Origin of the sequence: Mucilaginibacter ginsenosidivorans (genome assembly GCF_007971025.1) — a bacterium.
Taxonomy (GTDB): domain Bacteria; phylum Bacteroidota; class Bacteroidia; order Sphingobacteriales; family Sphingobacteriaceae; genus Mucilaginibacter; species Mucilaginibacter ginsenosidivorans.
In genome coordinates this window covers 4558503-4585498 of sequence record NZ_CP042436.1, presented here as the reverse complement: position 1 = coordinate 4585498, position 26996 = coordinate 4558503, and the positions used below count along the sequence as shown (strand labels likewise).

26 protein-coding genes and 1 tRNA gene are annotated in these 26996 nt (G+C 45.5%); 13 read left to right on the top strand and 14 right to left on the bottom strand.

All coding sequences use genetic code 11. The features are described from left to right. Positions 1 to 35: 35 nt before the first annotated feature. The 3 genes from FRZ54_RS20870 to FRZ54_RS20860 are packed head-to-tail and all read right to left on the bottom strand — an operon-like array spanning position 36 to position 2027. Entirely contained in the window at positions 36 to 458 is a 423-nt protein-coding gene (locus FRZ54_RS20870) for a c-type cytochrome (protein WP_147033748.1), read from the bottom strand. Beyond that, the gene (locus tag FRZ54_RS20865) at positions 455 to 1006 is read right to left on the bottom strand and encodes a YceI family protein (RefSeq protein ID WP_147033747.1); all 552 of its coding nucleotides are present in this window, start codon (positions 1004 to 1006) and stop codon (positions 455 to 457) included. The genes FRZ54_RS20870 and FRZ54_RS20865 overlap by 4 nt, the downstream gene beginning before the upstream one ends. 1 nt (position 1007) lies before the next feature. After that, positions 1008 to 2027 (bottom strand): metallophosphoesterase family protein, encoded by a 1020-nt coding sequence (locus tag FRZ54_RS20860; protein WP_147033746.1) that lies wholly within the window; start codon positions 2025 to 2027, stop codon positions 1008 to 1010. Positions 2028 to 2252: 225 nt separating this feature from the next. Between FRZ54_RS20860 and FRZ54_RS20855 the strand changes: the two genes are divergently transcribed. Beyond that, a complete protein-coding gene (locus FRZ54_RS20855) occupies positions 2253 to 3023 on the top strand; it encodes a hypothetical protein (RefSeq protein WP_147033745.1) in 771 nt (256 codons plus the stop codon). An 89-nt stretch (positions 3024 to 3112) separates the two neighbouring features. Here FRZ54_RS20855 and FRZ54_RS20850 read toward each other — a convergent pair whose 3' ends face one another. Beyond that, the gene (locus FRZ54_RS20850; RefSeq protein WP_147033744.1) at positions 3113 to 3475 is read right to left on the bottom strand and encodes a hypothetical protein; all 363 of its coding nucleotides are present in this window, start codon (positions 3473 to 3475) and stop codon (positions 3113 to 3115) included. A gap of 108 nt (positions 3476 to 3583) precedes the next feature. Further along, the gene (locus FRZ54_RS20845) at positions 3584 to 4309 is read right to left on the bottom strand and encodes an NUDIX hydrolase (protein ID WP_147033743.1); all 726 of its coding nucleotides are present in this window, start codon (positions 4307 to 4309) and stop codon (positions 3584 to 3586) included. Positions 4310 to 4417: 108 nt separating this feature from the next. Between FRZ54_RS20845 and FRZ54_RS20840 the strand changes: the two genes are divergently transcribed. The 5 genes from FRZ54_RS20840 (at position 4418) to FRZ54_RS20820 (ending at position 8551) form a co-directional block, all read left to right on the top strand. Beyond that, the gene (locus FRZ54_RS20840; RefSeq protein WP_147033742.1) at positions 4418 to 6037 is read left to right on the top strand and encodes a carboxylesterase/lipase family protein; all 1620 of its coding nucleotides are present in this window, start codon (positions 4418 to 4420) and stop codon (positions 6035 to 6037) included. Positions 6038 to 6134: 97 nt separating this feature from the next. Further along, positions 6135 to 6929: a HipA family kinase gene (locus tag FRZ54_RS20835; RefSeq protein ID WP_147033741.1), complete on the top strand. Its 795-nt coding sequence runs from the start codon at positions 6135 to 6137 to the stop codon at positions 6927 to 6929. Beyond that, positions 6907 to 7290, top strand: a complete 384-nt coding sequence (locus tag FRZ54_RS20830; protein ID WP_147033740.1) for a DUF3037 domain-containing protein — start codon at positions 6907 to 6909, stop codon at positions 7288 to 7290. Before FRZ54_RS20835 ends, FRZ54_RS20830 begins: the two co-directional genes overlap by 23 nt. 149 nt (positions 7291 to 7439) lie before the next feature. Further along, entirely contained in the window at positions 7440 to 7907 is a 468-nt protein-coding gene (locus FRZ54_RS20825) for a response regulator transcription factor (protein WP_228462559.1), read from the top strand. A gap of 110 nt (positions 7908 to 8017) precedes the next feature. After that, positions 8018 to 8551 (top strand): DUF4199 domain-containing protein, encoded by a 534-nt coding sequence (locus FRZ54_RS20820; RefSeq protein WP_147033738.1) that lies wholly within the window; start codon positions 8018 to 8020, stop codon positions 8549 to 8551. On the opposite strand, the gene FRZ54_RS25000 is transcribed toward FRZ54_RS20820, so the two are convergent. The 3 genes from FRZ54_RS25000 to FRZ54_RS20810 form a co-directional block, all read right to left on the bottom strand. After that, entirely contained in the window at positions 8541 to 8894 is a 354-nt protein-coding gene (locus tag FRZ54_RS25000) for a SnoaL-like domain-containing protein (protein WP_377026846.1), read from the bottom strand. The genes FRZ54_RS20820 and FRZ54_RS25000 overlap by 11 nt on opposite strands. Before the next feature lie 112 nt (positions 8895 to 9006). Beyond that, a complete protein-coding gene (locus FRZ54_RS20815; protein WP_147033737.1) occupies positions 9007 to 9363 on the bottom strand; it encodes a SnoaL-like domain-containing protein in 357 nt (118 codons plus the stop codon). A gap of 38 nt (positions 9364 to 9401) precedes the next feature. Then, positions 9402 to 9863: a hypothetical protein gene (locus FRZ54_RS20810; RefSeq protein WP_147033736.1), complete on the bottom strand. Its 462-nt coding sequence runs from the start codon at positions 9861 to 9863 to the stop codon at positions 9402 to 9404. 182 nt (positions 9864 to 10045) lie between these two features. Between FRZ54_RS20810 and FRZ54_RS20805 the strand changes: the two genes are divergently transcribed. From FRZ54_RS20805 to FRZ54_RS20780, 6 genes are all read left to right on the top strand, one after another. Further along, positions 10046 to 12409: an ABC transporter permease gene (locus FRZ54_RS20805; protein WP_187359687.1), complete on the top strand. Its 2364-nt coding sequence runs from the start codon at positions 10046 to 10048 to the stop codon at positions 12407 to 12409. 270 nt (positions 12410 to 12679) lie between these two features. Beyond that, the gene (locus FRZ54_RS20800; RefSeq protein WP_147033734.1) at positions 12680 to 14104 is read left to right on the top strand and encodes an MATE family efflux transporter; all 1425 of its coding nucleotides are present in this window, start codon (positions 12680 to 12682) and stop codon (positions 14102 to 14104) included. Between the two features lie 141 nt (positions 14105 to 14245). After that, positions 14246 to 14629, top strand: a complete 384-nt coding sequence (locus tag FRZ54_RS20795; RefSeq protein WP_147033733.1) for a response regulator — start codon at positions 14246 to 14248, stop codon at positions 14627 to 14629. A gap of 45 nt (positions 14630 to 14674) precedes the next feature. Beyond that, entirely contained in the window at positions 14675 to 15601 is a 927-nt protein-coding gene (locus tag FRZ54_RS20790) for a bifunctional helix-turn-helix transcriptional regulator/GNAT family N-acetyltransferase (RefSeq protein WP_147033732.1), read from the top strand. 146 nt (positions 15602 to 15747) lie between these two features. Next, positions 15748 to 15945: a hypothetical protein gene (locus FRZ54_RS20785; protein ID WP_147033731.1), complete on the top strand. Its 198-nt coding sequence runs from the start codon at positions 15748 to 15750 to the stop codon at positions 15943 to 15945. A 178-nt stretch (positions 15946 to 16123) separates the two neighbouring features. Then, on the top strand, positions 16124 to 17593 hold the full coding sequence (locus FRZ54_RS20780; protein WP_147033730.1) for a glycoside hydrolase family 130 protein: 1470 nt from the start codon (positions 16124 to 16126) through the stop codon (positions 17591 to 17593). Here the strand turns inward: FRZ54_RS20780 and FRZ54_RS20775 are convergent. The 6 genes from FRZ54_RS20775 to ychF form a co-directional block, all read right to left on the bottom strand. Continuing rightward, positions 17590 to 18594, bottom strand: a complete 1005-nt coding sequence (locus tag FRZ54_RS20775; RefSeq protein WP_147033729.1) for a glycosyltransferase family 4 protein — start codon at positions 18592 to 18594, stop codon at positions 17590 to 17592. The genes FRZ54_RS20780 and FRZ54_RS20775 overlap by 4 nt on opposite strands. Then, complete coding sequence (locus FRZ54_RS20770) at positions 18591 to 20855, bottom strand: glycosyltransferase family 4 protein (protein ID WP_147033728.1); 2265 nt, start codon at positions 20853 to 20855, stop codon at positions 18591 to 18593. The genes FRZ54_RS20775 and FRZ54_RS20770 overlap by 4 nt, the downstream gene beginning before the upstream one ends. A 224-nt stretch (positions 20856 to 21079) precedes the next feature. Then, a tRNA-Arg gene (locus FRZ54_RS20765) sits at positions 21080 to 21154 on the bottom strand. A 48-nt stretch (positions 21155 to 21202) separates the two neighbouring features. Next, positions 21203 to 22528 carry a xylose isomerase gene (gene xylA, locus FRZ54_RS20760; protein WP_147033727.1) on the bottom strand — a complete coding sequence of 442 codons (1326 nt, stop codon included), beginning with the start codon at positions 22526 to 22528 and terminating at the stop codon, positions 21203 to 21205. Positions 22529 to 22559: 31 nt separating this feature from the next. Then, positions 22560 to 24047 carry a xylulokinase gene (locus tag FRZ54_RS20755; protein ID WP_147033726.1) on the bottom strand — a complete coding sequence of 496 codons (1488 nt, stop codon included), beginning with the start codon at positions 24045 to 24047 and terminating at the stop codon, positions 22560 to 22562. Positions 24048 to 24251: 204 nt separating this feature from the next. Beyond that, a complete protein-coding gene (gene ychF / locus FRZ54_RS20750; protein WP_147033725.1) occupies positions 24252 to 25355 on the bottom strand; it encodes a redox-regulated ATPase YchF in 1104 nt (367 codons plus the stop codon). A 220-nt stretch (positions 25356 to 25575) separates the two neighbouring features. Here ychF and mgtE point away from each other — a divergent pair, with 220 nt between their 5' ends. After that, positions 25576 to 26952, top strand: coding sequence for a magnesium transporter (gene mgtE / locus FRZ54_RS20745; protein WP_147033724.1), 1377 nt, complete (start codon positions 25576 to 25578; stop codon positions 26950 to 26952). Positions 26953 to 26996: the final 44 nt, after the last annotated feature.

The following is a 26996-nucleotide window of genomic DNA, read 5'->3' as shown; positions in this document are numbered from 1 at the left end:
TGGATTTTAGATCAAATTACGTTAAAATATGGTAATTAATTAGTGGCGCCTGCGCCTTCCTCCGGAAAGGTGTCACCACGGTGACAAGTGTTACAGCTTACTGCCAGGTTGCCCTTAATACCCATTGCAGGGTTTTCTATTTTAAAATAGTCGCGGTTAAGGTTGAGCGTCATCTTCAGCATTTGCCGCGCTATCTGTTTTTCGGCCTTGGCGTCGCTGGCATAGTCCAATTCATCCGAATCCTTTTTTTGTGCATGGCAAAAGCTGCACGATACACCTAAGGAATCTTCAAAATCGTCTATCATGATCTTTTTCAGATCGGCCTGGCTGATATCCTTTGGCAAAACCTGCAAATTGGTATATGGGTCGTCAGGTTTATCAACATTAGTGGCCGCGGTGATGATGGTAACCAGGCCGCATAGCCCTATTATCGTTATTAGTTTAGCTTTGTTTTTCATTTTGCAGGTGCCGGTTCTTTTTGGGCAACAATTTTCAATTGTACTTCCAGGTTATCAGATATGGTACTTGTGCCACCAACCTGGAAATCTTTCCGGTTGATCTTAAAGCTTCCCTTAAAAAGATAACCCTCTCCCGATGGCAATGCCTCAAACGGGAAGGAAATATCTTTGGTGGTGCCTTTGATGGTGAGTTTTCCGGCGAAAAGGAATACTCCTTTTTTATCTCCGGGGGATATTTTTGCCGATACAATTTGTATCCGCGGGTATTTTTTTACGTCGAAATAACTGCTCCCGCGTAAATGATTGTCCCTTAAATCGTTGCCGGTATTAATGGTATTGGCATCAATGTCGACATCGAAATGCGCGTTTGCCGGGTTCTGCGGATCAAAATTGACCATGCCACGTAAACCGCTGAATGAACCGTCTACATCAAAGCCAAAATTCTGTATGGTAAATTTTATAGACGAACCCTGGTCCACGGGCCTGAACTGCGCCAGGCCCATTTCCCAGGACAACCCTGCAACAATAAATAATAATATCTTTTTCATCTTATCCGTTTGTCTTCTCGGCTTCCATCAGCGGCATATCGGTAACCGCAAGGGTGTGATGATGCTCCTGGTAATGTACAGTTGTCAAACCCAAAACACTTTTCAGTTTATCCGCCGGTACCTTCATCGGGCCGGGCGATGGCGCGCTGCCGGGTGCAGGTTGCGGAAAGGCAGTCGACATAGCTGTGTGGAACGTAATGTTGCCTTCAACCTTCTGTATAGTTTGGTGAATATGCCCGTTGAGAACGGATACCGAGCCAAAACGTCTTAGTAAAGCAAGTGCCTGTTCGCTGTCCTTTGTTCCCCAGCCCCATTGCGGGTAAACGGCCCAAAGCGGTATGTGGGCAAACACCACAATAGGGGTGCTTGATGATAAACCTTTCAGATCGTCTTCGAGCCACTTTAACTGATCGGCACCAAGCGTGCCCAGGCCACCGTCAACCTGCACCTGCGCATTAACCAGTCCGACAAAATGGACACCGTGCGAATCAAAGCTATACCAGCCGCCTCCCTTGGTGCCCTTTCCATAACGTTCCAGGTAAAGTTTTCCGTTATCTGTCAGGTCGTGTTCGCCCGGTACATAAAATATCTTGTCTGTTTTAACGCTTTTTAGCGATTGGTCCAGGGTATCAAACTCAGCCGCCTGCGCCAGGTGCGAAAGATCGCCGGTGTGCAGTACAAACGAAGGTGCTTTGGGCATGGTATTGATCTTGTCGATGGCCGCCTGCAAAGTGCCAACTACATCCGGATTGGCAGCTTTGTTAAAACCAATGTGGCTGTCGCTGATCTGCACAAATGTGAAATCTGATTTAGGCAGTATAAGCCCGTTCTTTATGTTGCCGGTCGTATGGTCTATCATCTGGCTCATGCCAAACGATTTTAGTATACCGCCCGACATCATCCATAATACTCCGGTGCCGGCCCATGCCATGCACTCTAAAAAACCGCGGCGGTCTATACCGTCGTTGTTGCCATTGTGTTCGTCAGGCAATGGGCCGTGTTCGTGGTGGTGATCTTTCATGATTTCTTCTTTTTAAAATTGATCTTTCGAATTATACCACGAAGAAAACCTGCTTAAAACGGGCAGGAAAATATTTTACACGAACACCGGTAAATACTTGATGAACATTGTCTTTGAAAAAATGTGCGGCCGCATTACCGGCTATTTTCATTTATCCGAAACAATTACCCCATCCTTATATGTTATAGGGTTTAACTATTGGTAAATTAATTATACTCACCTATTATGAAAAGACTAACAATTACTATTATTGCCGCATCGGCATTCCTATCCTCCCTAACCGCTAAAGCACAAAGTACAGACACTGTTAAGTCCGGTGGATGGTTCCATCACGGTATGAACGGTATAGCCGGCACCTTTCAGATACAGGGTACTTATCGTTACACGTACTTTTCTCAGCTTAACCGCATACTTGCACCAAACGGGCTGGGGACATTATCAGGCAACGACATCTGGATCAATGCCTCCATGAATCACATTCATAATAATTGGATACTGGAAGATGGAATTGGCTTTACGCCCGTATCCACGTCTACCGGCAACAACATTAAAGCTAAGTTTAACCAGTACCAGGCTTTTGCCAGGCTCGGTTATAATGTCGTGGATAATCCTAACGTCAGGTTGTTCCCGTTTGCCGGCGTAAACTTATCCGCCGCTGTGCTGCACATCCAGGACAAGAGTGCGATCAGGAACACGTCTGATTTTTCGGACGAATTGCTGAATACGAGCGCCAGCAAAACTTTTTATCAACCCAATTTCGGTATTGAGCTTGGTGGCGGGTTAGACTACCTGATACCGCTTTCGGAGAAAACAATGGACTGCTTTACCGTTAAACGCAGTATACCTATTGGCATCCGCGCAGGTTACTATATCAATGCGGCACACGGTAACTGGCGCGTCGAGGATAACTATAAGCTAAACAATGGCCCCAATAAAAACCAAAGCGCATTTTTTGTCTCGGTCAATATCGGGTTGGGCTATGCTGTAAGGAAATAGCCGGAATATCGCCAGGCCGGCATGGCCTTATAACCACGGCAGTGTAACTGCCTTACATCAAGACCTTTTCAGCCTGGAAAAGGTCTTGATCATTTCCAGTTGGGTCTATGGTTCTTTTGAAGCATCACCCTTACCGCCCGGGCTATAAAAGCCTTCCCTTCGATTTGCGGATTTACCTGTTCGCCGTTATCGTACAATTCGTAGCTCACACCTCCGTGGCCATCGTTCTTCGCCTCAAGTGTTTCGTCATTTCTCTCATATTTCACATATCCTCCTCTCGAGATGTTGCTGATCGCGGTACCATCGTAATTGAAATGTATTGCTCCGGCGTATTCTATGCGCAAACGATAATTGTCGCCGGTTTCGACAATGGTTGTGTGCCGCCCAAAATGGCAGGATGAAGCGAGCATAAATGCCAAAGCCGCAAACGCGGTCATTTTTAAATTTTTCATATCAGTCAGTCTTTAATGATGCAATGATATGTAAAATATTAGTACTATCCAATACATAGTACTATAAAAATGAATTCAGTACGGGAAACTAAATTCGAAAGAGGATAATTACGAAATAAACTTATAGAGGTAAGGGGCCTTATGCGCACCACCTGTCCATTTTTTGGCAATGCGCTCCAGCAGCCCCAAGCTCAGTATTTTGCGCTGGAACGCCGGCCGCAACAGTTTTTTGTCGAGGATGGTTTCATAAACGGTTTGTAGTTCGTTCATAGTGAACTCTGCGGGCATCAGATTGAAGGCAACGAGCTTACGGTCAAGGTCGGCCTGCAAGCTCTCAAGAGCCTTTTTAACGATCTGTGCATGGTCCTGCATCAATGGGGGAATATCGCCGAGCGCATACCATGCGCAGCCGTCAAATATCTTATCGGGCATGGGGGTAACTTGCGTAAAATCAACCAAAGCATAGTGCCCAACAGTAACAAAACGCTGCAGGAGCCAATGGGTGTCGTCGTGCTTCAACCCAATAGCGGTCATGATGGTTTTCATCGGCCGCGGGTCCGATCGTCCAAAATCACCGAACACGTAAAACTGTTCCAAATAAATATTTTGAAGCCCCGTCCGCTCCGAAACTACCCTGCGGGCCGCTTTGTTCAGGTCCTCGTCAGCTCGGATAAACCCGCCCGGGAGTGCGAATATTTTCGATTCTTTGTATTCCATCAGCAAAACTTTTAGCTGGTGGTCGTGAAAACCAAATATTACGGCGTCGATAGCCAGGCCGGGAAGGTAACCGCTACCGGCTGAGTTAGTTTCGCTTTCCTTTTGCTCTTCCTTCATTGATCGTTTAAGTCAAATAAAACTTGCTATAAAGAAAGTAATAAATTATTATTGTAACAAATTATTACAATAGGCTGAAATCACCGGAGTAATCAAACCAATTTTACCATGAGAAGAATTTGTATCACCATTTTGATGGTCGTGCCCCTTTTAAGCATGACCGCATTGGCCCAGGGGCCCAAAGTTAAAATAGCTAACGGTACGTTAGAAGGAGTTACCGATCCGGCTACCAGGATCAATATGTTTAAAGGTATTCCGTTTGCGCAGCCCCCGGTTGGCGACCTCCGCTGGAAAGACCCGCAACCCGTAAAAAACTGGAGCGGTGTCCGCAAGGCCGATCATTTCGGCCATAATGCCATGCAGAAGAATGTATTTGGCGATATGATGTTCCGTGCCGATAGCATGAGCGAGGATTGTCTTTACCTGAACGTTTGGACACCCGCCAAATCAGCTAAAGAAAAACTGCCTGTACTGGTTTACTTTTATGGCGGCGGCTTTGTGGCAGGTGACGGCTCCGAGTCGCGTTATGACGGCGAAAGCATGGCCACCAAAGGCATTGTGGCAGTTACGGTAAATTACCGGCTTGGAGTTTTTGGCTGCCTTTCGCATCCCGAGTTAACCAAAGAATCGCCTCATCATGCGTCAGGTAACTACGGTTTGATGGACCAGCATGCCGCGCTGGAATGGGTTCAAAAGAACATCGCAGCATTCGGCGGCGATCCAAAAAAGGTAACCATCGCAGGCGAATCCGCAGGTTCTATTTCTGTGTGCGACCAGATGGCTTCGCCCTTAAATAAAGGCTTATTTGCCGGCGCCATCGGCGAAAGTGGCGGTATCCTGCATCTTTCGTCGCTGGCGGACGCCGAAAAAAATGGGATGTCTTTTCAGCAAAAAGCTGGTGCATCCTCATTGGCCGACCTGCGGGCCATCCCGGCTGATAAACTGCTGGATATCGCCTCAAAAGGCAACTGGAGCATGGCTTTGATAGTTGACGGTTATTTTTTGCCGAAGCAGGTTTCTGAGATATTCGCCGATGGCGAGCAAATGCATGTGCCTTTACTGGCAGGATGGAACTCGGCCGAGATACCCTACCAGGCTTTTATGTATGGCGATGCACCGACACCGGAAAATTTCGTAAAAAAAGTAAAACAGTTTTACCCCAATGATGCTGATGAAGTGTTAAAGCTCTATCCAAGTTCGAACCAGGATGAAGTGATCAAATCGGCAACAGAGCTGGCAAGCGACAGGTTTATTGTTTACAGCACCTGGAAGTGGGAGGAACAAAGCGCAAAAACAGGCGGCCAGCCGGTATATAGCTATATCTTCTCTCGCCCGCGGCCAAAAATGGTTGCCGCAATGGGTAATGCCAAAGCCGGTTTGGCAGGCGGTGTTGCCAAAGGCGATGCCAATGAAAAGCCAAATCCGCAGCCTGCTCCGTATCCGGGAGCCTCACATGCCTCGGAAATTGAATACGCACTGGGCAACCTTAACGGCAACAAGGTGTATGACTGGGGCCCTGATGATTTTAAAGTTTCGGCTACCATGGAAGACTACTTCGCCAATTTTATCAAAACCGGTAACCCGAACGGCAAGGGTTTGCCCGAATGGCCCGTCAATAAAAGTGATGGCATTATGCATCACATGATCATCGACGTAACCAGCGGCGCGCAGCCCGCCAACGACCGCCCGAGATATTTACTGCTGGATAAGGTAGCTGAGAAGAAATAATTAAACCCTAACTAAACTGCTGAAGCTGCCCTGGTAATGCGGGGCGGCTTTTGTTTTTTTACCCGCCTTATTTTATAGCTTTGTTGCCGGCTGAAAAATGAATTTGACCACACCCGAAATACGCACCGTTAACGTAACCCGCTATGTAACCCCACTGCGTGAAGGCGGCTCGTTGCCTGCTATCGCCGAGGCCGACGATGGTTTCCTGTACGTGATCAAATTTCGCGGTGCCGGGCAGGGGGTAAAGGCTTTAATTGCTGAATTAGTTGGAGGCGAAATAGCCCGGGCATTGGGTTTTAAAGTCCCTGAGATCGTTTTTGCCAGCCTCGATACCGCCTTTGGTCGCTCAGAACCGGATGAAGAGATACAGGATCTGTTGAAAGCGAGCGTCGGCCTGAACCTGGGGCTGCATTACTTGTCGGGCGCTATTACTTTCGATCCGTCGGTAATGCATGTGCCTTATAAGGTTGCTTCGCAGATTGTTTGGATGGATTGCCTGCTGACCAATGTCGACCGTACGCCGCGTAATACCAACATGCTTACCTGGAACAAGGAACTTTGGCTGATAGACCACGGCGCAGCATTGTATTTCCATCATTCGTGGGATAACTGGCAGGAACAGGCGATACGGCCTTTTTTGCAGGTAAAAGATCACGTACTACTTCTAAGGGCGACCGAACTGGAAGAAGCGGATGAGGAATTTAAGCAAATATTAGCGCCGGAACGCATCAGGTCCATCGTTTCTCTTATTCCGGATATTTGGCTGCAAAGCGAATGGCAGGAAAGCCCGGATGAAGTGCGGGATATTTACACTCAGTTTTTAAATACACGTATAGCAGCATCGGATATTTTTGTAAAGGAAGCACAGCATGCACGAGAGCAACTTATTTGAGTACGCCGTTATCCGCGTGGTGCCCCAGGTAGAACGCGAGGAGTTCCTGAATGCAGGGGTGATATTGTATTGCCCTAAGCTCAAGTTCCTGCAATGCCTTTGCACTATTGATGAGAGCCGTCTTTGCTCGTTCTCTAACCGTATCGACGCTGCCGAAATTAAGGCTCATTTGCATTCCTTCGCCGAAATATGCCGCGGCAGTAAAGATGGCGGACCTATAGCGCAGCTGGATATGGCTTCCCGTTTCCGCTGGCTTACCGCCACCCGTAGTACCGTGGTGCAAACTTCCAAAGTTCACCCTGGTTTATGTGAGGATCCTGCTGAAACGTTACAGAAATTATATAACGAACAGGTATTGTGAGACTTTCACCGGTTGTCATTTCGATCGCCGATAGGCGGAAAAATCTTATACAAGCGAGTGCCCTGGCTTATAAGTAGTCGAAGATTTCTCACTATCGTTCGAAATGACATTGTTTTTTAGCATTTTTATTTCCGGATAAAAATTGAATTTTGACATTCCTCTCACGCCACAAACAAACCATTCTTTACGGCATTGCATTGGCTGCCATTATCTTTGCTATCCGTTGGTTCGAGATCCGGTATGTACTGGCCGATGACCAGCTGGACACGTATATCGGCATCATTGCGCTGTTGTTTACGGGGCTGGGTATATGGCTTGCCGTCAAACTGCGCAGGCCAAAAGTAAAGACGGTAATTATTGAGAAGGAAGTACACCTGTCGCCGTCCACTGAATTTGTTTTGAACGAGGCCGAACTCAAACGCCTGAACCTGAGCAAGCGCGAACTGGAGGTTTTGCAATTGATGGCCGAAGGATTAAGCAACCAGGAAATAGCGGATAAGTTATTCGTTTCGCTAAATACCATCAAAACCCATACGACGCAGGTGTTTGAAAAAATGGAGGTAAAGCGGCGCACGCAAGCGGTTGATACAGGTAAACGGCTTGGAATTATACCCTGATCACTCATACTTTGGTACCATGTAGCCTGTCTTTTTGCAAAATCACCCAAAAGTATGACCGTAATTAGCAACATACTGAACAATTTTGGCTGACTAAAAACTTTAAGACAATGAAAAAAACAATTATCTACGGTGCAATTGCCGGGCTGCTGGTTACCGGCGTTATGCTAACCGGTATGGCTATGATCTACGATACCGATAGCGCGGGCAGTATGGTGTTTGGGTACACCACCATGCTGGTGGGATTCTCCCTTATTTTTGTAAATATAAAGGTGAGCCGCGATAAAAATGGCGGAGTTATCTCGTTTGGCAAAGCCTTTAAGATCGGATTCGGGATAACGCTTATCGCCTCGGCCATATATGTGCTGGGGTGGATGATCGAATATTATGTCTTCTTCCCCGATTTTTATGATAAGTGTGAAATTCACCAGGTAGCCAAACTGAAAGCAGCAGGAGCGTCATTAATTGCCATCAATGCGAAGGCCCAGGAGTACGAACAGATCAAAAAGCTTGTACATAACCCGCTTGTCCACGCATTTATGACCCTGATAGAGATATTTCCTGTCGGCTTGTTGGTTTCGCTGGTCGCTGCGCTTATTCTAAAACGTAGGGCGGGGGAGGGCCACGCTGTGGCTACTTCATAAAAATCGGAAGCCCGGTTATTTTGCCGTTTTGCACATGACAAACGCAGATTTCGTCCATATACCGTCTCGGCTCATGGACGAAATTATAATCCATTTGGAAACCGATGGCAAAATAATCGCCGGCAAAAAGAGGGTCGGAAATCTCGATTTGGTGGATATCAGTTTTTGAGACAAATTGTTTGATACGCTCAAGAAAAGTCATAAGTCCCTTTGACGCAAGCGTTCGTGGCCTCGGGCCTTTGCTTTCGGTTTTATTACTATAAAGTTCGTGATAGGCCTCTATAAATTTCCTTTCGCGGCATAATTGCGCCAGCCGAAATGCAATTTGCTTGATAGTGTTCATGTTGGCACAACACAAGGTACGCTGTTTTGTTATAATATATTTTCGTTAATAATTGATTATCAGTACTTTTTGGATGATTTATAGCCCTCTTTTCGTCAACAGGCCGGTACGGCTAATTAATAAAAAACTGCTGACTCATTATTTTCCCGCCTTTTACATGATAAACGCATAACTCCTCCATGTTGATCCGGCCCCGTTCCTCATGTGTAAAGTCCATGCTTAATTTAACAGCGAAGTGGTTGCCTGTTATCAGCGGTTCCGACATCGTGATACTATGTATCTGCGCCTTTGCCAGAAACTGCTTTTCGCGCTCTATCAAAGTTATAAGCCCCCTTGCTGGGGGCATTATCGGGTATAACGGGTCTATGCTTTCAACTTCCTCGCCAAATAGTTCACGATAAGCTTCCACAAATTTTTGCTCGCTGCAAAGTTTTATCAGGCGTTCGGCGATTTGTTTTATATCAGGCATGTACTTTTATTAGCTAACGTCGCTTCTTCGGTTTTGGTTTATTTCATCTTCACGTAGGTCTCAATGATGATGTGATCCACCACACCGGGAACTTTTTCGACACCGCGCTGGGTCATCGTGTCGTTTTTCAGGTTCATCGTGAAATCAAAATCATGATCTTCCCACTCGCGGGCGTTGCAATACTGCAGGTGTTCGGTGTACTTATCGCCCGAAAGTGTATAGGTGCCGGCTCCGGCCGAAAATACCGGGGTATCTATCTTTCCCTTTTTCGTATCATGGGTAAAAAATGTAAAATGCGTGTCGTTATACAATTTTACCGTTTCAATGCCGCTTTTAGGCGAAGTATCCACCGTGTCTTTGGTGATAGATTTACTGCTCACCAGCCGCCACGAGCCATTCAAGGGCGATTTGGTTGATGCAGTTTCAGCAGCAGTTTCTGTTTTTTGTTTGCATGATGCAAGGGCCAGCAGGGCAGCCGGGAAAATAAGCAGGTATCGCATGGTTTATGTGTTTGGGTTATTGAAGGCTAATATTAAATATAATTTTTATAACATCCTCAATATTTAATATACATCTGCGGGGTCTCAACTGTTAATTCTTGTTAAAATGTGTTAAACAGTTGTTAATCAGTAAACGGATGGTTTTTTGCTGGTTACATTTGGGTATCAAACAACCTCTCCGTATGCTCAAAAATTTCCTTAAGATAGCCTGGCGCAACCTGCTTCGCCACAAAGCCTTTTCGCTGATCAACATCGGCGGCTTATCCATCGGCATCGCAGCCTGCCTGCTTATATCGTTATATGTCGATTATGAACAAAGCTTTGACACTTATAACCTGAAAAGGGACAGGATAGTTCGGGTGACCAATGTCATGCACACGCCCGAAAATGATAACGTGGCGGCCGCGCCTGCGCCAACGCTTTTAGCGGTTACCTTAAGGACTTATCCTGAAATAGAAACGGCCGTCCGCTTTGAGCCTGCACGTGCCGTAATGAAGGTGAACGACCATTTATTTACCGAAGACCAGGTTTACAAAGCCGATGAGAACGTGTTTGATGTTTTTACCTGGAAATTGAAGGAGGGCGATCCAAAACGGGCGCTTGCAGGGCCGCATAAAATGGTGCTTTCGGCGTCGCTTGCCAAAAAATATTTTGGCGATCAAAGCGCTGTCGGCAAAAACATAACTTTTAACAAGGTGCTTTACCAGGTGACCGGCGTGCTTGACGAACTGCCCGAGAATTCCGACCTGAAAGTTAGTGCGCTATTGTCGCCGGAGTTTTCAAAAATAACCAAATGGATGGAGGACGATTTTTCGGTGTACACATTCGTCTTGTTCAAAAATAAACCGGATCTGAAAGCTTTCCAAAGCAAGCTGAATATTATTTCAAAACACGATGTACAACCCGAATTGAATAAAATGGGTGCGGTAAAGTATTCGATCAGGTTCATTATACAGCCGCTTAGCGATGTACATTTTGCCACCGGTTTCCTGGGCGATACCCCGAAAGGAGATAAACAGCTGATCTATATTTTTTCGGTCCTGGCTGTGGTGATATTGGTTATCGCCTTGCTCAACTACATTAACCTGTCTACCGCACGTGCTACCGAAAGGGCTAAAGAGGTGGGTGTCCGCAAAGTCAACGGAGCGTTGCGGCCCGCGCTTATCCGGCAATTCCTGTTCGAATCGTTCTTTGTAACTACTATTGCCCTGTTTATAGGTTTGGGCTTGATGTTCGCGATGCTGCCGTTTTTAAATCAGCTGCTGCAGGCACATATCGGGCTTACCTGGACAACCTACAGCTTCTGGGCCATCTGCGCCATCGTGCTGGCTTCTTCATTGCTCACCGGGCTATATCCCGCGTTTGTGTTATCGGCCTTTCAGCCCGTGGCAGCGTTAAAGGCCAATTTCAGGCAGATGTCGCGGGGACTAACCCTGCGTAAAGTTATCACTGTAACCCAATTCGTCATTGCGACGGTAATGATAGCCGGCGCGTTCATCATGAACAGGCAGATAAACTATGTCGAACATAAATCACTGGGATACAACCGTAACCAGGTTTTGAATATCGCCCTGCCCGATGATTCGGTGGCCCTGCTCAACGTTAAAGCTTTTGACAACGCACTTAAGCAGATGAGCTTTGTTAAGGCAACGGCCGTGCAGACGGGCTTCTCGGCAGGAAATACGGATATGGCCCCAAAAGCGACGACGCTCACTTCGGTTAACGGGGTTAAAAGAGAAACAATGTCCAATTACTTTTCAGTAGATGAAAAATTTATGCCCTTGCTGGGTATGCAGTTAATGGCGGGGCGCAATTTTTCGGCCGGTATGCCTACCGACAAAAAACAAGCTTTTATAGTGAACGAAGCGTTTGTAAAGTTAGTAGGATGGAAGAACCCGGTCGGGCAGCCTATCGAAGGCTTTGATCATAAGGGAACTGTAATAGGCGTGGTTAAAAATTTCCATTATGCGTCCATGCATAATCCTATAGCGCCATTAGTGATGGTTTATACTTCTATGAAGCCGATGTCGGTGCTGGTAAAGTTAGATCCGAAAAAGGTTAAACAGGTATGCGACACATGGAGCAGCTATTTTCCTGATAACCCCTTTAACGCCAATTTCCTGGATGCCGACTTTAATTCCACCTATCAAAAGGATATCACTACGATCAGGCTGTTCAATTATTTCACCGTGCTTTCTATCCTGATTGCCTGTCTCGGGCTTTATGGGCTTGCTTACCTGGTTGCTATGCAGCGCACCAAAGAGATAGGTATCCGTAAAGTGCTTGGCGCGGCATTTCAGCAATTACTGGTCCTGTTAGCCAAGGATTTTGCCAAACTTATTGCCATAGCCGCAGTACTGGGAGTGCCGCTGGCCTGGTTTATCATGAACAAATGGCTCAACGGTTACGCCTACCATATTTCTGTCGGCTGGTGGTTAATGGTCGCACCCGTTATAGCGGTTTTACTGATCGCATTATTGGTTATCAGTTATCAAACTATCAAAGTGGCCGTCACAAACCCTGTTAAAAGTCTGCGGAGCGAATAATTCACCTTCACCACTTCATGATCACGTTAAAGGCTCCGCATGCGGAGCCTTTTTGTTAAACCAATTACGCCTGTCCCGGTGCGTTTACGACAAGTTTAAATTTCATTAGGAACTTAAAAAACTAATCGCATACCTTTGTCACTCCAATAACGCCGCGCCATGATAATAGCAGCAGTCCGTTTAAGGTTCTAACCTGGACTACCACATCCGCTTCTTTGTTCGTCAGTCTCAGGGCTGACTGGTTTCATTTTTTACGTTACTCTATTTTTCATGACAACATTTCAACCGGCTTCAAATAAGCTATCGAGGACATTCTCACTTCTAAAACAGGCCCTAAAAGGCGGTAATCACGATTTTACCCAGGGCAGCATACGCCGCGCGGTATTGTTGCTGGCCATCCCGATGATGCTTGAGATGGTGATGGAATCCGTTTTCGCCATTGTCGATCTCTTTTTCGTCGGGCATTTAAAAAACAGCAGTTATGCTGTGCAAACCGTGGGACTGACCGAATCGGTACTGACCATCATCTATTCCCTTGCGATCGGCTTAAGTATGGCCGCCACCGCAGTTGTGGCCCGGCGCATGGGCGAACATAACCCGGTAGATGCGGCGAAAGCTGGCATGCAGACTATCTCCATTGCTTTAATTATCAATATTTTGATAGGTGGCGCCGGATTCTATTTCGCTGCGGATATCCTGAGGGTAATGGGCGCAACCGCCGAAACTATCCGTATGGGCGTAAATTATACGCGTATTATGATGGGCGAGACGATCATTATCGTATTGCTGTTTTTGATCAATGGTATATTCAGGGGTGCCGGTAATGCGGCTATTGCCATGCGCAGTTTGTGGATAGCCAATATTGCTAATATTATCCTTTGCCCATTATTCGTCAATGGCCTGGGCCTGTTTCCCGGTTTTGGCGTAACCGGTGCGGCTATTGCCACAACTATCGGTCGCGGTACCGGTGTGTGTTACCAGGTCTATCACCTTTTTAACGGCAGAAACATGATCAAGGCGCGAATGGCCTATTTAAGACCGCATTGGGAGCAGGCTAAAGCCATATTGAAAATTGCGCTGCCCGGTATCTTCCAGTTTACTATCGGCTCGTGCAGCTGGATATTTTTATCAAGGCTGGTGGCAAATGTAGGCGGCGACGAGGGTTCAGCAGGCTACCAAACCGCTATCAGGCTTTTGCTGTTCTTTATGCTGCCTGCCTGGGGCATGAGTAATGCGGCAGCTACGCTGGTAGGGCAAAACCTGGGTGCAAAACAGCCTGACCGTGCCGAGGATTCGGTTTACAAAACCATTAAGTATAATATGATCTATATGGGTTTTGTTACGCTTATCAGCCTGGCAGCCAGCAGCCTCCTTGCCGCGATCTTTTCAAACGATGTAGCGGTACGCCAGATAGCTTCCAAAGCCCTGCTTATCATGAGCACCGGTTATATCTTTTATGGCATCGGTATGGTGATGATGAGCGCTTTTAACGGCGCAGGCGATACCTGGGCAACTACAAAGCTCAATTTTATCGGTTTCTGGTTGTTCCAGGTACCCTTAGCGTACGTTTTGGCCAAAACATTTAACTGGGGGACTACAGGCGTATTTATTGCTATTCCTATTTCTCAAACTTTTATTGCGGTAACAAGCTACCTGCTGTTTAAGCGCGGAAACTGGAAAAAAGTAAAAGTTTAGTAATAGAACAACTTTTGTGTGTATTAATAGTTAATATATAAATTTCTTAGCTGTTAATATGTGCAAAAGTTGTTTGCCTTTTAGCAATTTTAAACCGTATATTTATATTACCCTCCCCGCCTCCTATTTACCTGTAAACCTATGAGCAAGTTGATTTTGATCGATGACGATCCTATGTACCATAAAATTTCGCAATTGATGTTGAGGGAGTACAGCGTTGTGAAAGACGTTGTGTCCAGCACAGATGCCAAAGCTACGATTGATTTCCTTGAAGAGAATAAGGAAAACCCCGAACAATTGCCCGATTACATTTTCGTCGACTTAAATATGCCCGGCTATAATGGATGGGATTTTTTGAATGATTACAGAAAAATATACGATTCGCTTAAAAAAGCCATCCGGGTTTATATCGTGTCTTCTTCTATCGCTCCTCACGATATCAAAAAGTCGAAAACCTATTCTTTTGTCAACTCTTTTATCATCAAACCACTCACGCGCGAATTTCTGCATGAACTGATGGCTTAAAAAAAATAGTTGACTTTGTCTACTATTTGTTATTACTTTGGTATTATGAATGATCAGAATACCATTATCAGTGACATCCGGGCCTTCAATCGTTTCTATACGGATATAATAGGTTTGCTCGACCAGCATTTACTGGATAGTCCTTATGCACTTGCCGAGGCCCGCATTCTTTTCGAAATAAATAATGCGGGAACCATACAGGCGTCCCGGATAATTGATAAAATGCACATCGACAAAAGCTACCTGAGCCGCCTGCTGAAAAAGCTTGAAAAAGATAAGCTGGTTATCCGGAAACGGTCGGACAGCGATGCCCGGGCAGTTATACTTTCACTGACTGAAAAAGGAGAAAAGGAGTTCGGGATGCTCAACAAAGCATCGGATGAGCAAATTAGGAACTTGATAGATCCTCTGTCACCAGCTCAAAAGAAATGCCTTGCTTCGGACATGTCGGACATAATGAGGGTCCTAAAACCGGGAAAAAAAATAACTCAGGATGATATCAATATACGCACAAACCTTTTACCCGGCGACCTGGGTTATATAGCTTTCCTGCACGGAATAGTATATGCCGATGAATGCGGCTATGGATTAAACTTTGAAGGGTATGTATTGGAGAGCCTCGGCGAATTCGCCCATCAATACAACCCTGCAAAGGATAGGGTGTGGATATGCGAACATCATGGCAAAATAGTAGGGTTCCTGGCTGCAGTGCACCGCGGGCAAAGCGCGCAATTGCGGTATTTTATCCTGCTTGATGGGTACAGGGGAATAGGATTAGGGAAAAAATTGATGGATAGCTTTATGGCCTACTTAAATGAACAAGGGTTATGCACCGCTTATTTGTGGACCACCAATGAACAACAGACAGCCACCGCCCTGTATAAAAGATATGGTTTTCGGCTTACAGAAGAAAAGCCGTCAAAGGCATTTGATAAAGAGCTGACAGAGCAACGATACGACTTGGAATTATAGTAGAAAATAATATCAATAACTGCACTGAAAACTACGTATTTGCAGAACATATTTAATGTTTGATTGTACTTCATGTAAGCCGGATCAGTAAGTTCCGGTACGCTGATTTATCGCTTTATTTAAATATCATTTTTAAGATAAAAAGTATGACCAAAGATGCCAAACATTATAAGTTCATCAATAATGAAACGGGTAATGTGATCTATTTTCTTTCCATTCCACGCGCCAAAGGAGATGCCAGGGAGATACTGGAAAATACCAGGCATAAATTGGCCGTGGAAAATGGCCTTTATATAGGAAGTATTTATTACCTGGAAACCACTAAGACTGAACCATCCAAATAGATAGCGGTTTTTTGTGTCATTCAATTTGATAACCGTCTTAAGAAAAGTATGTCTTGGCAGGCAAATACTGAAAATAAAAAACACTTTTTTCATGTTTGGCAGTTTGTACTTATGATGTGTCACTAATCAAACTGAGATAATTTACCTGGAAATTATAATCTAACACGCTCCCTTAACTATGCGAATACCTGTTGAACGCTATCCAATCAGAGTAAATCCAGATTCAAAACGTGTAATAGCAAGATTTTTTTTTAACGGCCGCGAACGCGCGGTAGAGGTTATAAAAAGTGTGACCTCTCTTAGCGATGAGGAGGTTTTTGGTATAATATCGCCCTTACTCCAGGAGTTTTCAAAAAGGCACAGGAATATAACCAAAATACTTTATCGTAACTGTAATAAGGTTAGGCAAATAATAGAGGGTCTTGAAATAGACTTTGATAAGATTTCTCATTGGAGAAAGTTGTTGCTTGGCTCATATTTTACCCATGAGTATTCCATCGAATCTGCTGCCTTTTTCAATCCCTCAATTGTTGAGGACCCTGACCAATCGGGGTTGGAAACAGGTCAAAAGCGCCTGATCATAAGCTTCAGGGCGGTGGGCGAGGGGCACATATCATCTATAGCATTCCGGAGGGCCCTGATCGATAAGGAAAACAGGATCGAAATATTGCCGGTAGGAAGTTATGTAGATGAGGCCGAGGTGATCCGCGACACGATGTATGAGAAGAAGCTTTTCTTTGAAAAAATTGCAACGGCAAGGATAGATAAGGCTGTGGTGAAGGAGATCAAGTCAAAAACAAAGGATAAGTTTGATTACGACACCTTGCGGAAGGTTATCATTGAACTACAGCACGAACCGCACTCAGACCGCCGGAAAACCGAATACGAAAAAATACTGTGGCTGTCAGATTCATACAGTAACATGAGTTTCTCTTTGGATACCGATATTTCCGACAGGGTGATATTCCCGATGTCTGAACTGGAGCGAAAAGGAATTGAGGATGCCCGTTTTGTGAAATTTGTAAAGGACGATGGTTCTGTTATTTACTATGCCACATATACCGCGTTTGATGGCGCGCTTATAATGCCAAAGCTTCTTCAGACAACGGATTTTTACAACTTTAAAATAAGGCCGCTGCATGGCGCCGGAGCAGCAAATAAAAACCTTGCGTTGTTTCCACGAAAGATCAATGGTAATTACGTGATGCTGTCCCGGATAGATGGATGGCATAATTATATTATGTATTCGAGCAATATCAACCTGTGGGAGAATCCGCAGGTATTGCAGGAGCCCAAATATCCATGGGAGTTTATCCAGATCGGCAATTGCGGCTCGCCGCTTGAAACCGAACACGGATGGCTTGTCATCACGCACGGTGTAGGGCCTATGCGCCGGTATGTTTTGGGAGCAAGTTTATTTAAACTGGACGATCCTTCCATTGAGGTGGGTAGGTTAAAAGAGCCGCTGCTTATACCTAACCAGGATGAGCGCGAAGGTTATGTGCCTAACGTGGTATATTCGTGCGGTGGAATTGTCAATAACGGTAAACTGATAGTACCTTATGGCCTTTCGGACTATTCCTCGTCATTCTTTAGTGTCGATCTGCACGCGCTTTTGGACCAGCTTCTTATCGATTCGATCACTTAATCCAATATTGACCTATACAAAGCAATATATTCCCTGGCCATTTTTTCCTGCGAGAATTGCTCCACGCTCCAGGCGCGGCAGTCGTGCCGGTTTATTTTTTGAATAAGGGGAATCATATCAATTGCCTCACCAACATTATTTACCAAAAAACCTGTTCTATTATCAACTATCAGCTCGGGCATTGAACCTCTGTTAAAGGCGATCACCGGCGTTCCGCAAAGCATGGCCTCAGCCACACTCAGGCCGAAGGGCTCGTCAAAATTTATTGGGTGCAGTAATGCCAGGGCATTGCGCATTAACTGATTTCTTTTCTCCGGGCCTGCTTCGCCGATGTAGACGACCTGGTCTCCTAAAAATGGTTTGACATGGTGGCTGAAATACCCCTCATCTTGAATGAGCCCCGCTATGAGCAGCTTTTTCCCGGCGCCCTTTGCTATTTGTATAGCCTCTGCCGTTCCTTTGTGATGATGAATACGGCCGAAATAAAGCAGGTAGTCCTCCGGCAATTCATTATAGTCAAAATCATTTACTTTAATACCGTTGTAGATGGTAGCAGCGTAATCAAGCAAGGGCGACCTGTCAGAATTACTGATAGAAACATAATAGGAACTGTCATTATATTTTTGGTAAACAGGAATAATTTTGGACGACGAAAACCCGTGTATGGTGGTTATCATCGGCGTCTTTATAAGTTTCGAATAGGTGAGCGGCAGAAAGTCAAAATTATTATGAATGATATCGAACTCCGATGCTTTTTCTACCAGGTTGCTAATATGCAGGCACTCCACCACCTTGGCGTCCTGTGCCCGGTCCTCCTCATAACCTTTTTCAATAACAGCATCCAGCTTGCCCGAAGTAATGGAATCCGACGTCGCGAAAAGCGTTACATCCCAACCTTCGGCTACCAGCCCCTCAGCAATGTTTGACGACACTTGTTCCCAGGGCCCATAATGCCGTGGCGGTGTTCGCCATGCAACCGGGGCCAATACAGCTATTTTCATTTCAGCAGGACACTTTCTACGGCGTCCTTATCGTATAGGTAAGATGTATCAACTTTAAATGCTTCCAGAACAGCCAGGTGCGATATCATATAGGCCAGCGTGCTTTCGGCGCCCTGGTTCAAATTTATCCCTGTCGGGTGCAGCCCGTCATAGCAACCCTTTGTTTCCGGGTCGTACAAGGGCACACTCAGCGAATTTTCGCCCAGGAACCAGGAATAAACCCGGAATAGTTTTTTAAGATAACGCGGGTCCGCGGTCATATGATGGGCCTGCGCGTACATCAGTACCATGGCCATAATATCTATTGCCTGCTGATCATAAGATGGGAGTTCCCCATCGCGCGAATACCATCCATTATTGCCTACGGGATTGCAATATTTTGAATTTATGGTAATGCCTCCAAGAAAATTCATCGATTCAAAAGCGATATCCAATACTTTCTCATCTCTTGTGATCTCTGCCGAATGGAGTAATGCAAGCGGTAATATGGCATTGTCATAAGTAAGGTGATTTTCAAACCACTTCCAGGTTTCGCCGCGACAATTATCATATGCTGTCATCAGGATGCCGGTCAGATGATCAAGCGTACTGTGCGCGTCGTTATCTGACGGATACGACCGTAAATAATAACTTAACCCAATAATGGTATTACCAACACCACGCAGATGAGTTAAATTACGGAAATTCGGACGCGCTTTATGAAAAAGTTCCTCGCCAAATTTGGCGTAGGCACTGCTTGGGGCGTGGTGGATAAGATATCCCAATGCCCATATAGCGCGGCCAAAGGCATCCTCCGATCCTATCTTATCGAGAAATTCATTTTTATAACTCAAAAAATTCCTAAAGTAGCCCCCTTCGTTTTGCATATACAGCATGAAACTCATGTACGCAGGCAATAAGTCCAGGGCATCCTTGTGGCCTTGTTTTTCCGCCATCAGCGCCATGATCATGGCGCGCGAGTTGTCATCTACGCAGTAGCCTTCTTTCCAGTTAGGTATGCCATATTTTGCATGTTGGATAATACCCGTGCTGTTGGTTAAACTTTTAACATAATCCAGGCTGAAATCAGGCATGATCTCAGGATCGATAACACTTCTTAATATCCTTTCGCTAAGGTCGGGTTTCTCAATAACCTCTTTAATAAGGTCTATATATTTTCTCCCTATCACCGGCCATCTTAAATTTAAGCCATAGTTGTAGGCGTTCTTTTTAATTGCTGATAATTTTCGGGGCGACCGGATCAGATCATTTACTATATCGGCCAATCCGCTCTCATCCTTAAAATTAAAAAGCCTTCCGCGACCTTCATCCAGCAACTCCCGGGCATGCCAGTAAGGGGTGGAAACCACTGCTGCGCCGGCTCCAACAGCGTACGCGAGTGTTCCGCTGGTTATTTGCGCCTCGTTCAAATAAGGTGAGATATAAATATCAGCCGCGGTAAGGTAATTGATCAGGTCGTCTTCCGATACAAACCGGTTGATGAATGCAACATTATTGCTTACGTTCAGCCGGGCCGCTAACTGTACCAGGCTTTCCCGGTATTCCTCACCGGAGTTCTTTAAAATTTCGGGATGGGTAGATCCTAGAATAACGTAAAGTACCTCGGGGTTTGACCGCACAATTTTGGGCAAGGCCCTTATAACGGTTTCTAAACCCTTATTCCTGCTTAATAATCCAAATGTAAGCAGTACTTTTCGGCCCCTAAATAATACATCTTCTTTAACCGGGTTATTTACCGGGCTCTCCAGGTCTGGTGCTCCGTGTTCAAGGAAACATATCTTTTCCTGCGGAATGCCATAAATTTTATGCAGCAGTTTAACAGCGATCTTACCCATTACAACGATCTTGTCCGATCTTTTTGCAACTTTTTGAAGTATTGCTTTTTGCTGGAACGATGGCTTTTCTAAAACGGTGTGAAATACCGATATAAGCGGCTTTTCGAGCTGGTTTACCAACGAGAGAACATATACGCCGTTATCGCCTCCATAAATTCCGAATTCGTGCTGTAGAACGCAGGCGTGCGTGTCGCTGGCATTAATAAATTTAGCGGCTTCGGTATAGTCCATCATGTCATGCTGCCTTATTATAAACTTCACTTCGCCGGGATAATCATATTCATCTTTATTGCCATTATTAACAGCAACTACAAAGGCCTCTTCTTCGCTATGAAAATTTGAATTAATGGCATTGATAAGGCTTTTATTGAACGACGCAAGTCCACACTCGCGCGGTGGATATGTTGATATATAGGTCAGCTTCATTTTTAAGTATTAATTTATCTTTTAACACTTCTAAGAAAATTAAGTTTGATACCGAAAAAATAAAAGATTAGTTACAGCTATAACAAAAAGCCCCTTTGCAGCCTTTGGATGCGTATTTTACCGTTGTATGATAAACGGGGTAAGCCGGTTTGGAAGCAAACGGCGACCAGGGCCGTCTTTATACAAAAAAAAAGCTGCCTTTAATGAGGCAGCTTTTTTTTTTATGGTGTTCCCGACGAGATTCGAACTCATATCATCAGAACCGGAATCTGACATTCTATCCGTTGAACTACGGGAACAATAAACGGGGCAAATATATCAATTTGCCCCGGAATTAGAACGGAAACTTATATGTACCTGTTGATCAGGTTTTCCAGGTATTCCTGCTTACCGCTGATGGCCTTGGGTTCTCCGTTGGCTATCGCGTAGTCCCTCAATGCCTCAAGCGTTACTTTTCCTTCTTCAAAGGCTTTGCCGGTTCCGCTGTCGAATGAAGCATATCTTTCTTTCCTTATCTTTTTGTAATCTGATTTTTGCAATACCTGGTCGGCTATCACCAACGCCCTTGCGAAAATATCCATACCGCCGATGTGAGCATAGAACAGGTCTGCCGGGTCGGTTGAATTTCTGCGGATCTTGGCGTCGAAGTTGATACCGCCCCCGGCAAAGCCACCTGCTTCCAGTATGATCAGCATATATTCAACCACTTCATTAATATTGTTGGGAAACTGATCGGTATCCCAGCCATTTTGCGCATCACCGCGATTGGCATCTATCGAACCTAATAAGCCGGCATCTGCAGCAACTTGAAGGTCGTGCTGGAAAGTGTGTCCCGCTAAAGTAGCATGGTTTACCTCCAGGTTCAGTTTCATATCGTTCAGCAGGTCGTATTTCTGCAAAAAGCCTAATACGGTGGCAGCATCGTAATCATACTGGTGCTTGGTCGGTTCGCATGGTTTTGGTTCGATAAAGAACGTGCCTTTGAAACCTTGCTTACGCGCGTAGGCTATCGACTGGTGCAGGAACTGCGCAAAATGTTCCTGCTCGCGTTTCATATCGGTGTTCAACAGCGTCATGTACCCCTCGCGGCCGCCCCAGAAAACATAATTTTCGCCACCTAAAGCAATTGTGGCATCTAAGGCTGCCTTAACTTGAGCAGCAGCGTGCGTAAGCACATGAAAATCAGGATTGGTCGAAGCTCCGTTCATATAGCGGCGGTTAGAGAATAGGTTGGCCGTACCCCAAAGCAACTTTACGCCGCTGGCGGCTTGCTTTTGCTTCGCGTATTCAACCATGGCCTGCAAACGCCGATCATTTTCGTTGATGTCGTTGGTGTAATCAACTACATCAACATCATGAAAGCAATAATAGGGCAGGTTCATTTTAGTGATGAACTCGAAAGCTGCATCCATTTTATCTTTTGCGCGTTCTACAGCGTCAGCCTTTTCGTTCCAGGGGAATAAATGTGTAGGTTCACCGAAAGGGTCGGCTCCCGAACCGCAGAACGAATGCCAGTAAGCACAGGCAAACCGCAGGTGGTCCTTCATGGTCTTTCCGCCAATTAGCTTGTCAGCATCGTACCAGCGGAATGCCAGCGGGTTATCGCTTTGCGGGCCTTCGTATTTTACCTGTCCTATGCCCTTGAAAAATTCTTTTTCACCAGTGAGTATCATGTCTTAATTGTTGAATGATTGATTTATTAAACTATTGATTGATTTTAAGGTGTTCCGATAGCAGGTTTTTCCAGTCCTGGTAAACCGGTTCAAACTTGTTGTTTGATGCCGGTTCAATTACTTTGATCTTTTCCATTTTGCTGAAAGCCTCGGCGGGCGACGCAAATATTTTCGATCCGATACCCGCGCCAAGCGCTGCCCCTGTGCTGCCATCGTTTTTATACAACTCCACGGGTACCCCGGTGGCATTAACAAATATTTCAGCAAAAAGATCGCTCAGGAAAAGGTTAGCCTTGCCGGCGCGAATAACCGATGGGTTCATGCCATTCCCACGCATAATATCCAGCCCGTAACGGAATGCGCAGGCAATACCCTCCTGCACCGCCCGCATAATATGCTCTTTACTATGTATGTTCAGGTCGATATTATGAAAATGAGCGCCAACAGGTTTGTTGTTCAACATCCGTTCCACGCCATTGCCAAAAGGTAATATTCTCAGCCCGTAACTTCCCGAAGGGGATTGCGCCGCCTTCTCATTCATTTGGGCGTAACTGACAGACGGGCCAAACAGTGTTTTGACCCAGCTATATAGCCTTCCCGTGCCATTAATACAAAGCAATACGCCCAGCCGTTTTTGTTTATCGGTATAGTTCACATGAGCGAATGTGTTCACCCGCGACTGCGGATCGTATGCCAGCTTATCACTTACGCCATAAATGACGCCTGAAGTCCCGGCGGTTGCGGCTACCTCGCCCGGGTTAAGCACATTGAGTGATAAGGCGTTGTTGGGCTGATCGCCTGCTTTATAGGCCACAGGTATGCCTGCTTTCAGGCCCAATGTTTTTGCTACGGCAGGTAATAATTCACCATGATTAGAAAAAACAGGCTGAACGGCAGGGAAAAAAGAAGTGTCGAAACCGAAATATTTGATGACGTCTTTCGACAGTTGACTTTCTTTAAAATCAAAAAATATACCTTCGGACAGGGCAGATTCGGATGTAGTTATTGCTCCGGTCAGCCGCATGGCAATAAAATCGCCCGGAAGCATGATCTTATCTACCTGGTCATACACATCCGGTTCATTTTGCTTTACCCAGGCCAGTTTGGATGCCGTAAAGTTGCCCGGCGAATTAAGCAGCCGTTCAAGGCATTTCTTTTCACCAATAGCTTCAAAGGCTTTGCTACCTATTTCCACAGCGCGGCTGTCGCACCAGATGATGCTGTTTCTTAATATCTGCTGATCTTTGTTTACCAGCACAAGACCATGCATTTGATAAGCGATACCAATGGCAGAAATGTCCTTAGGATCATACTTGCCGCTTTTATTGCAAATTTGAATAGCTTGTTGTACCTGCAGCCACCACATATCCGGCAATTGTTCGGCCCAGCCGGCTTGCGGGGCAAGGATTGGGCTTTCCTCGTCAGGGTATTGGGCTGAAGCTATGGCTACCTGCGTTACCGGATCGACCACCGAAACTTTGATGGATGAAGTGCCAATATCGATACCTAACAGCAGCATGTCTTTTGATTTACCTTAATAATAAGTTTATAAACTGGTGAATATAGCGACAGCGAATTTAAATTATTTTTTTAATCGCAAAGTCAATTCGCCAAGAATAAATGTATTTATTACACTTTTTGTTTGAAATGGTTGAAGGGCCATATCAAACAAAAAGGCCCGGATATATTCCCGGGCCTCTTACTATTAACAATAAAGCAAATTTTAAACGTTAAACCTGAAGTGCATAATATCACCATCCTGCACAATATAGGTTTTCCCTTCAATGGCCAGTTTGCCCGCTTCCTTAATAGCGGCTTCGGAGCCATTATACTTTACAAAGTCCTCGTACTTGATCACTTCGGCGCGAATAAACCCTTTTTCGAAATCGGTATGGATAACGCCGGCAGCCTGCGGAGCGGTAAAGCCCTGGGTGATAGTCCATGCACGCACTTCCTGCACGCCGGCTGTAAAATAAGTCGCCAGGTTAAGCAGCCTGTAAGCAGCTTTGATAAGCTTGTTCACACCAGATTCGGCCAGGCCCAGGTCGTCCAAAAACATCTGGCGTTCCTCGTAGGTTTCCAGTTGCGCAATCTCAGATTCTATCTGTGCCGAAATGATCAGCACCTCGGCATTTTCTTCTTTTACAGCAGCTTTTACTTTTTCTACATAAGCATTCCCGGTATTTACCGAGCCTTCATCTACGTTACACGCGTAAAGTACGGGCTTTGCTGTCAGCAGCCAGATATCTTGTATATACTCCTTGTCTTCTTCGGCCACCGGGGCAGTACGTGCGGATTTGCCGGCTAGCAAGTGATTTCTATAAATGGTAAGCACGTCAAAAGCTTTCTTAACCTCCTTATCGCCGCCTGTCTTGGCCATTTTCTCTATCTTGTTGATCTTCTTTTCGATCGAATCCAGGTCTTTTAACTGCAATTCGGTGTCGATGATCTCTTTATCGCGGATAGGATTTACTGAGCCATCCACGTGGATCACATTATCATTATCAAAACAACGCAGCACGTGGATAATAGCGTTGGTGGCCCTGATGTTGGCCAAAAACTGGTTGCCCAACCCTTCACCTTTGCTTGCGCCTTTTACAAGGCCGGCTATATCTACGATCTCGATAGTATTAGGAACGGTATTTTTGGGCTCAACTATCTCCACCAGCTTGGTGAGGCGCTCATCAGGCACGGTAATTACCCCAACGTTGGGCTCGATGGTACAGAACGGAAAATTAGCCGCCTGCGCCTTGGCATTTGATAAGCAATTAAAAAGTGTCGATTTACCCACATTTGGCAATCCTACTATCCCGCATTGAAGTCCCATTACAGTTGATTATGTTGATTAAGTTGAATGGTAGATTAAGTTGATATTTGGCCAGGAGTTAACTTAATCAACTTAGTCAACCCAATCAACCATTCGCTGTTAAAAGGCGCAAAGATAAAAGAAAAAACCCGGCTTGTATTTTTGAAAAAATAAACGACTTTTGCCTGCGTTATCCGCAGCAAATTTAAGTACTCACCAATGTAAACACGAGGGCCTTTTTATGGAAGAAATGGTTGAACAGATAGAACTATTACTGGAGCACAGCGATCAGGAAGCTCTCCGGGAATATTTAAACAACCTTAACATATCAGACGTCGAAGTTCTGATAGGTGAATTTCCCGAACATGGCCCTTTATTTATAGACCTGCTTATTATCAACCGCGCGGTTAACGTTTTTCGCATACTCGATTTTCCAACCCAGGAAAGAATATTAAAGAAAGTTTCGGCCGCCAAAGTGCGCGAACTGATCTACGAGTTGCCTCCCGATGATCGTACCGCATTGTTCAGCGAAATGCATGGTGACACCGTAAAGGTACTGATACAGCAATTGCCAGCCGATGACCGCAAAGAAGCCTTACGTTTACTGGGTTATAACGAAGATAGCGTGGGCAGGCTGATGACGCCCGACTACATTACTGTTAAGAAAACCTGGAATATGGAACGGGTTTTCGCCCATATACGCAAATACGGCAAGGATTCTGAAACCATTGATGTAGTTTATGTAATAGATAGTAACGGTGTGCTGATAGACGATATCCGTATCCGCGAGATATTGTTGGCCGACCCCGATACGAAAGTGAGCGAGCTTATGGATAGCCGGCTGATCGCGTTAAATGTGAACGATCCGCAGGAGGAGGCCATAAACGTGTTCAGAATGAATAACCGGACAGCTTTACCGGTTACCGACGATGCGGACATCCTTTTAGGTATCGTAACGGTCGACGACATCCTTTGGATAGCCAATGAAGAATACACCGAAGACATTCAAAAGATAGGTGGTACCGAAGCGTTGGATGAGCCTTACCTCGACATCAATTTATTCAGGCTCGTAAAAAAACGCATAGGCTGGCTGATCATTCTTTTCTTGAGCGAAATGCTGACCACCACCGCGATGCAATCATACGGCGGGGAACTGGAGGCTGTAACCATGCTGGCATTCTTTATCCCGCTGATCATCTCCAGTGGTGGGAACAGCGGCTCGCAGGCTTCAACCTTAATCATCCAGGCTATGGCGTTGGGAGAAGTGAAGCTTGCCGACTGGTGGAGGGTGATGCGCCGCGAGATACTTTCGGGCCTTATGCTGGGCGTTATATTGGGAATTATCGGATTTTTACGCGTATCTGCCTGGACAACATTCAGTAACGTTTATGGCACACACTGGTTGCTTATGGCTTTTACTGTATGTTTTGCATTGATAGGGGTGGTGCTATGGGGTTCGCTGGCAGGCTCCATGCTGCCTTTGCTGCTCAAAAAACTTGGTTTCGACCCCGCCACATCGTCGGCGCCGTTTGTGGCTACATTGGTGGATGTAACAGGACTCATGATCTATTTTAACATCGCTATGCTGATATTCGGTTCGCTGATGCATACCAAATAAAAAAGCCCGCTTTGGCGGGCTCGTATAAAGTATCAGTTTAGTTA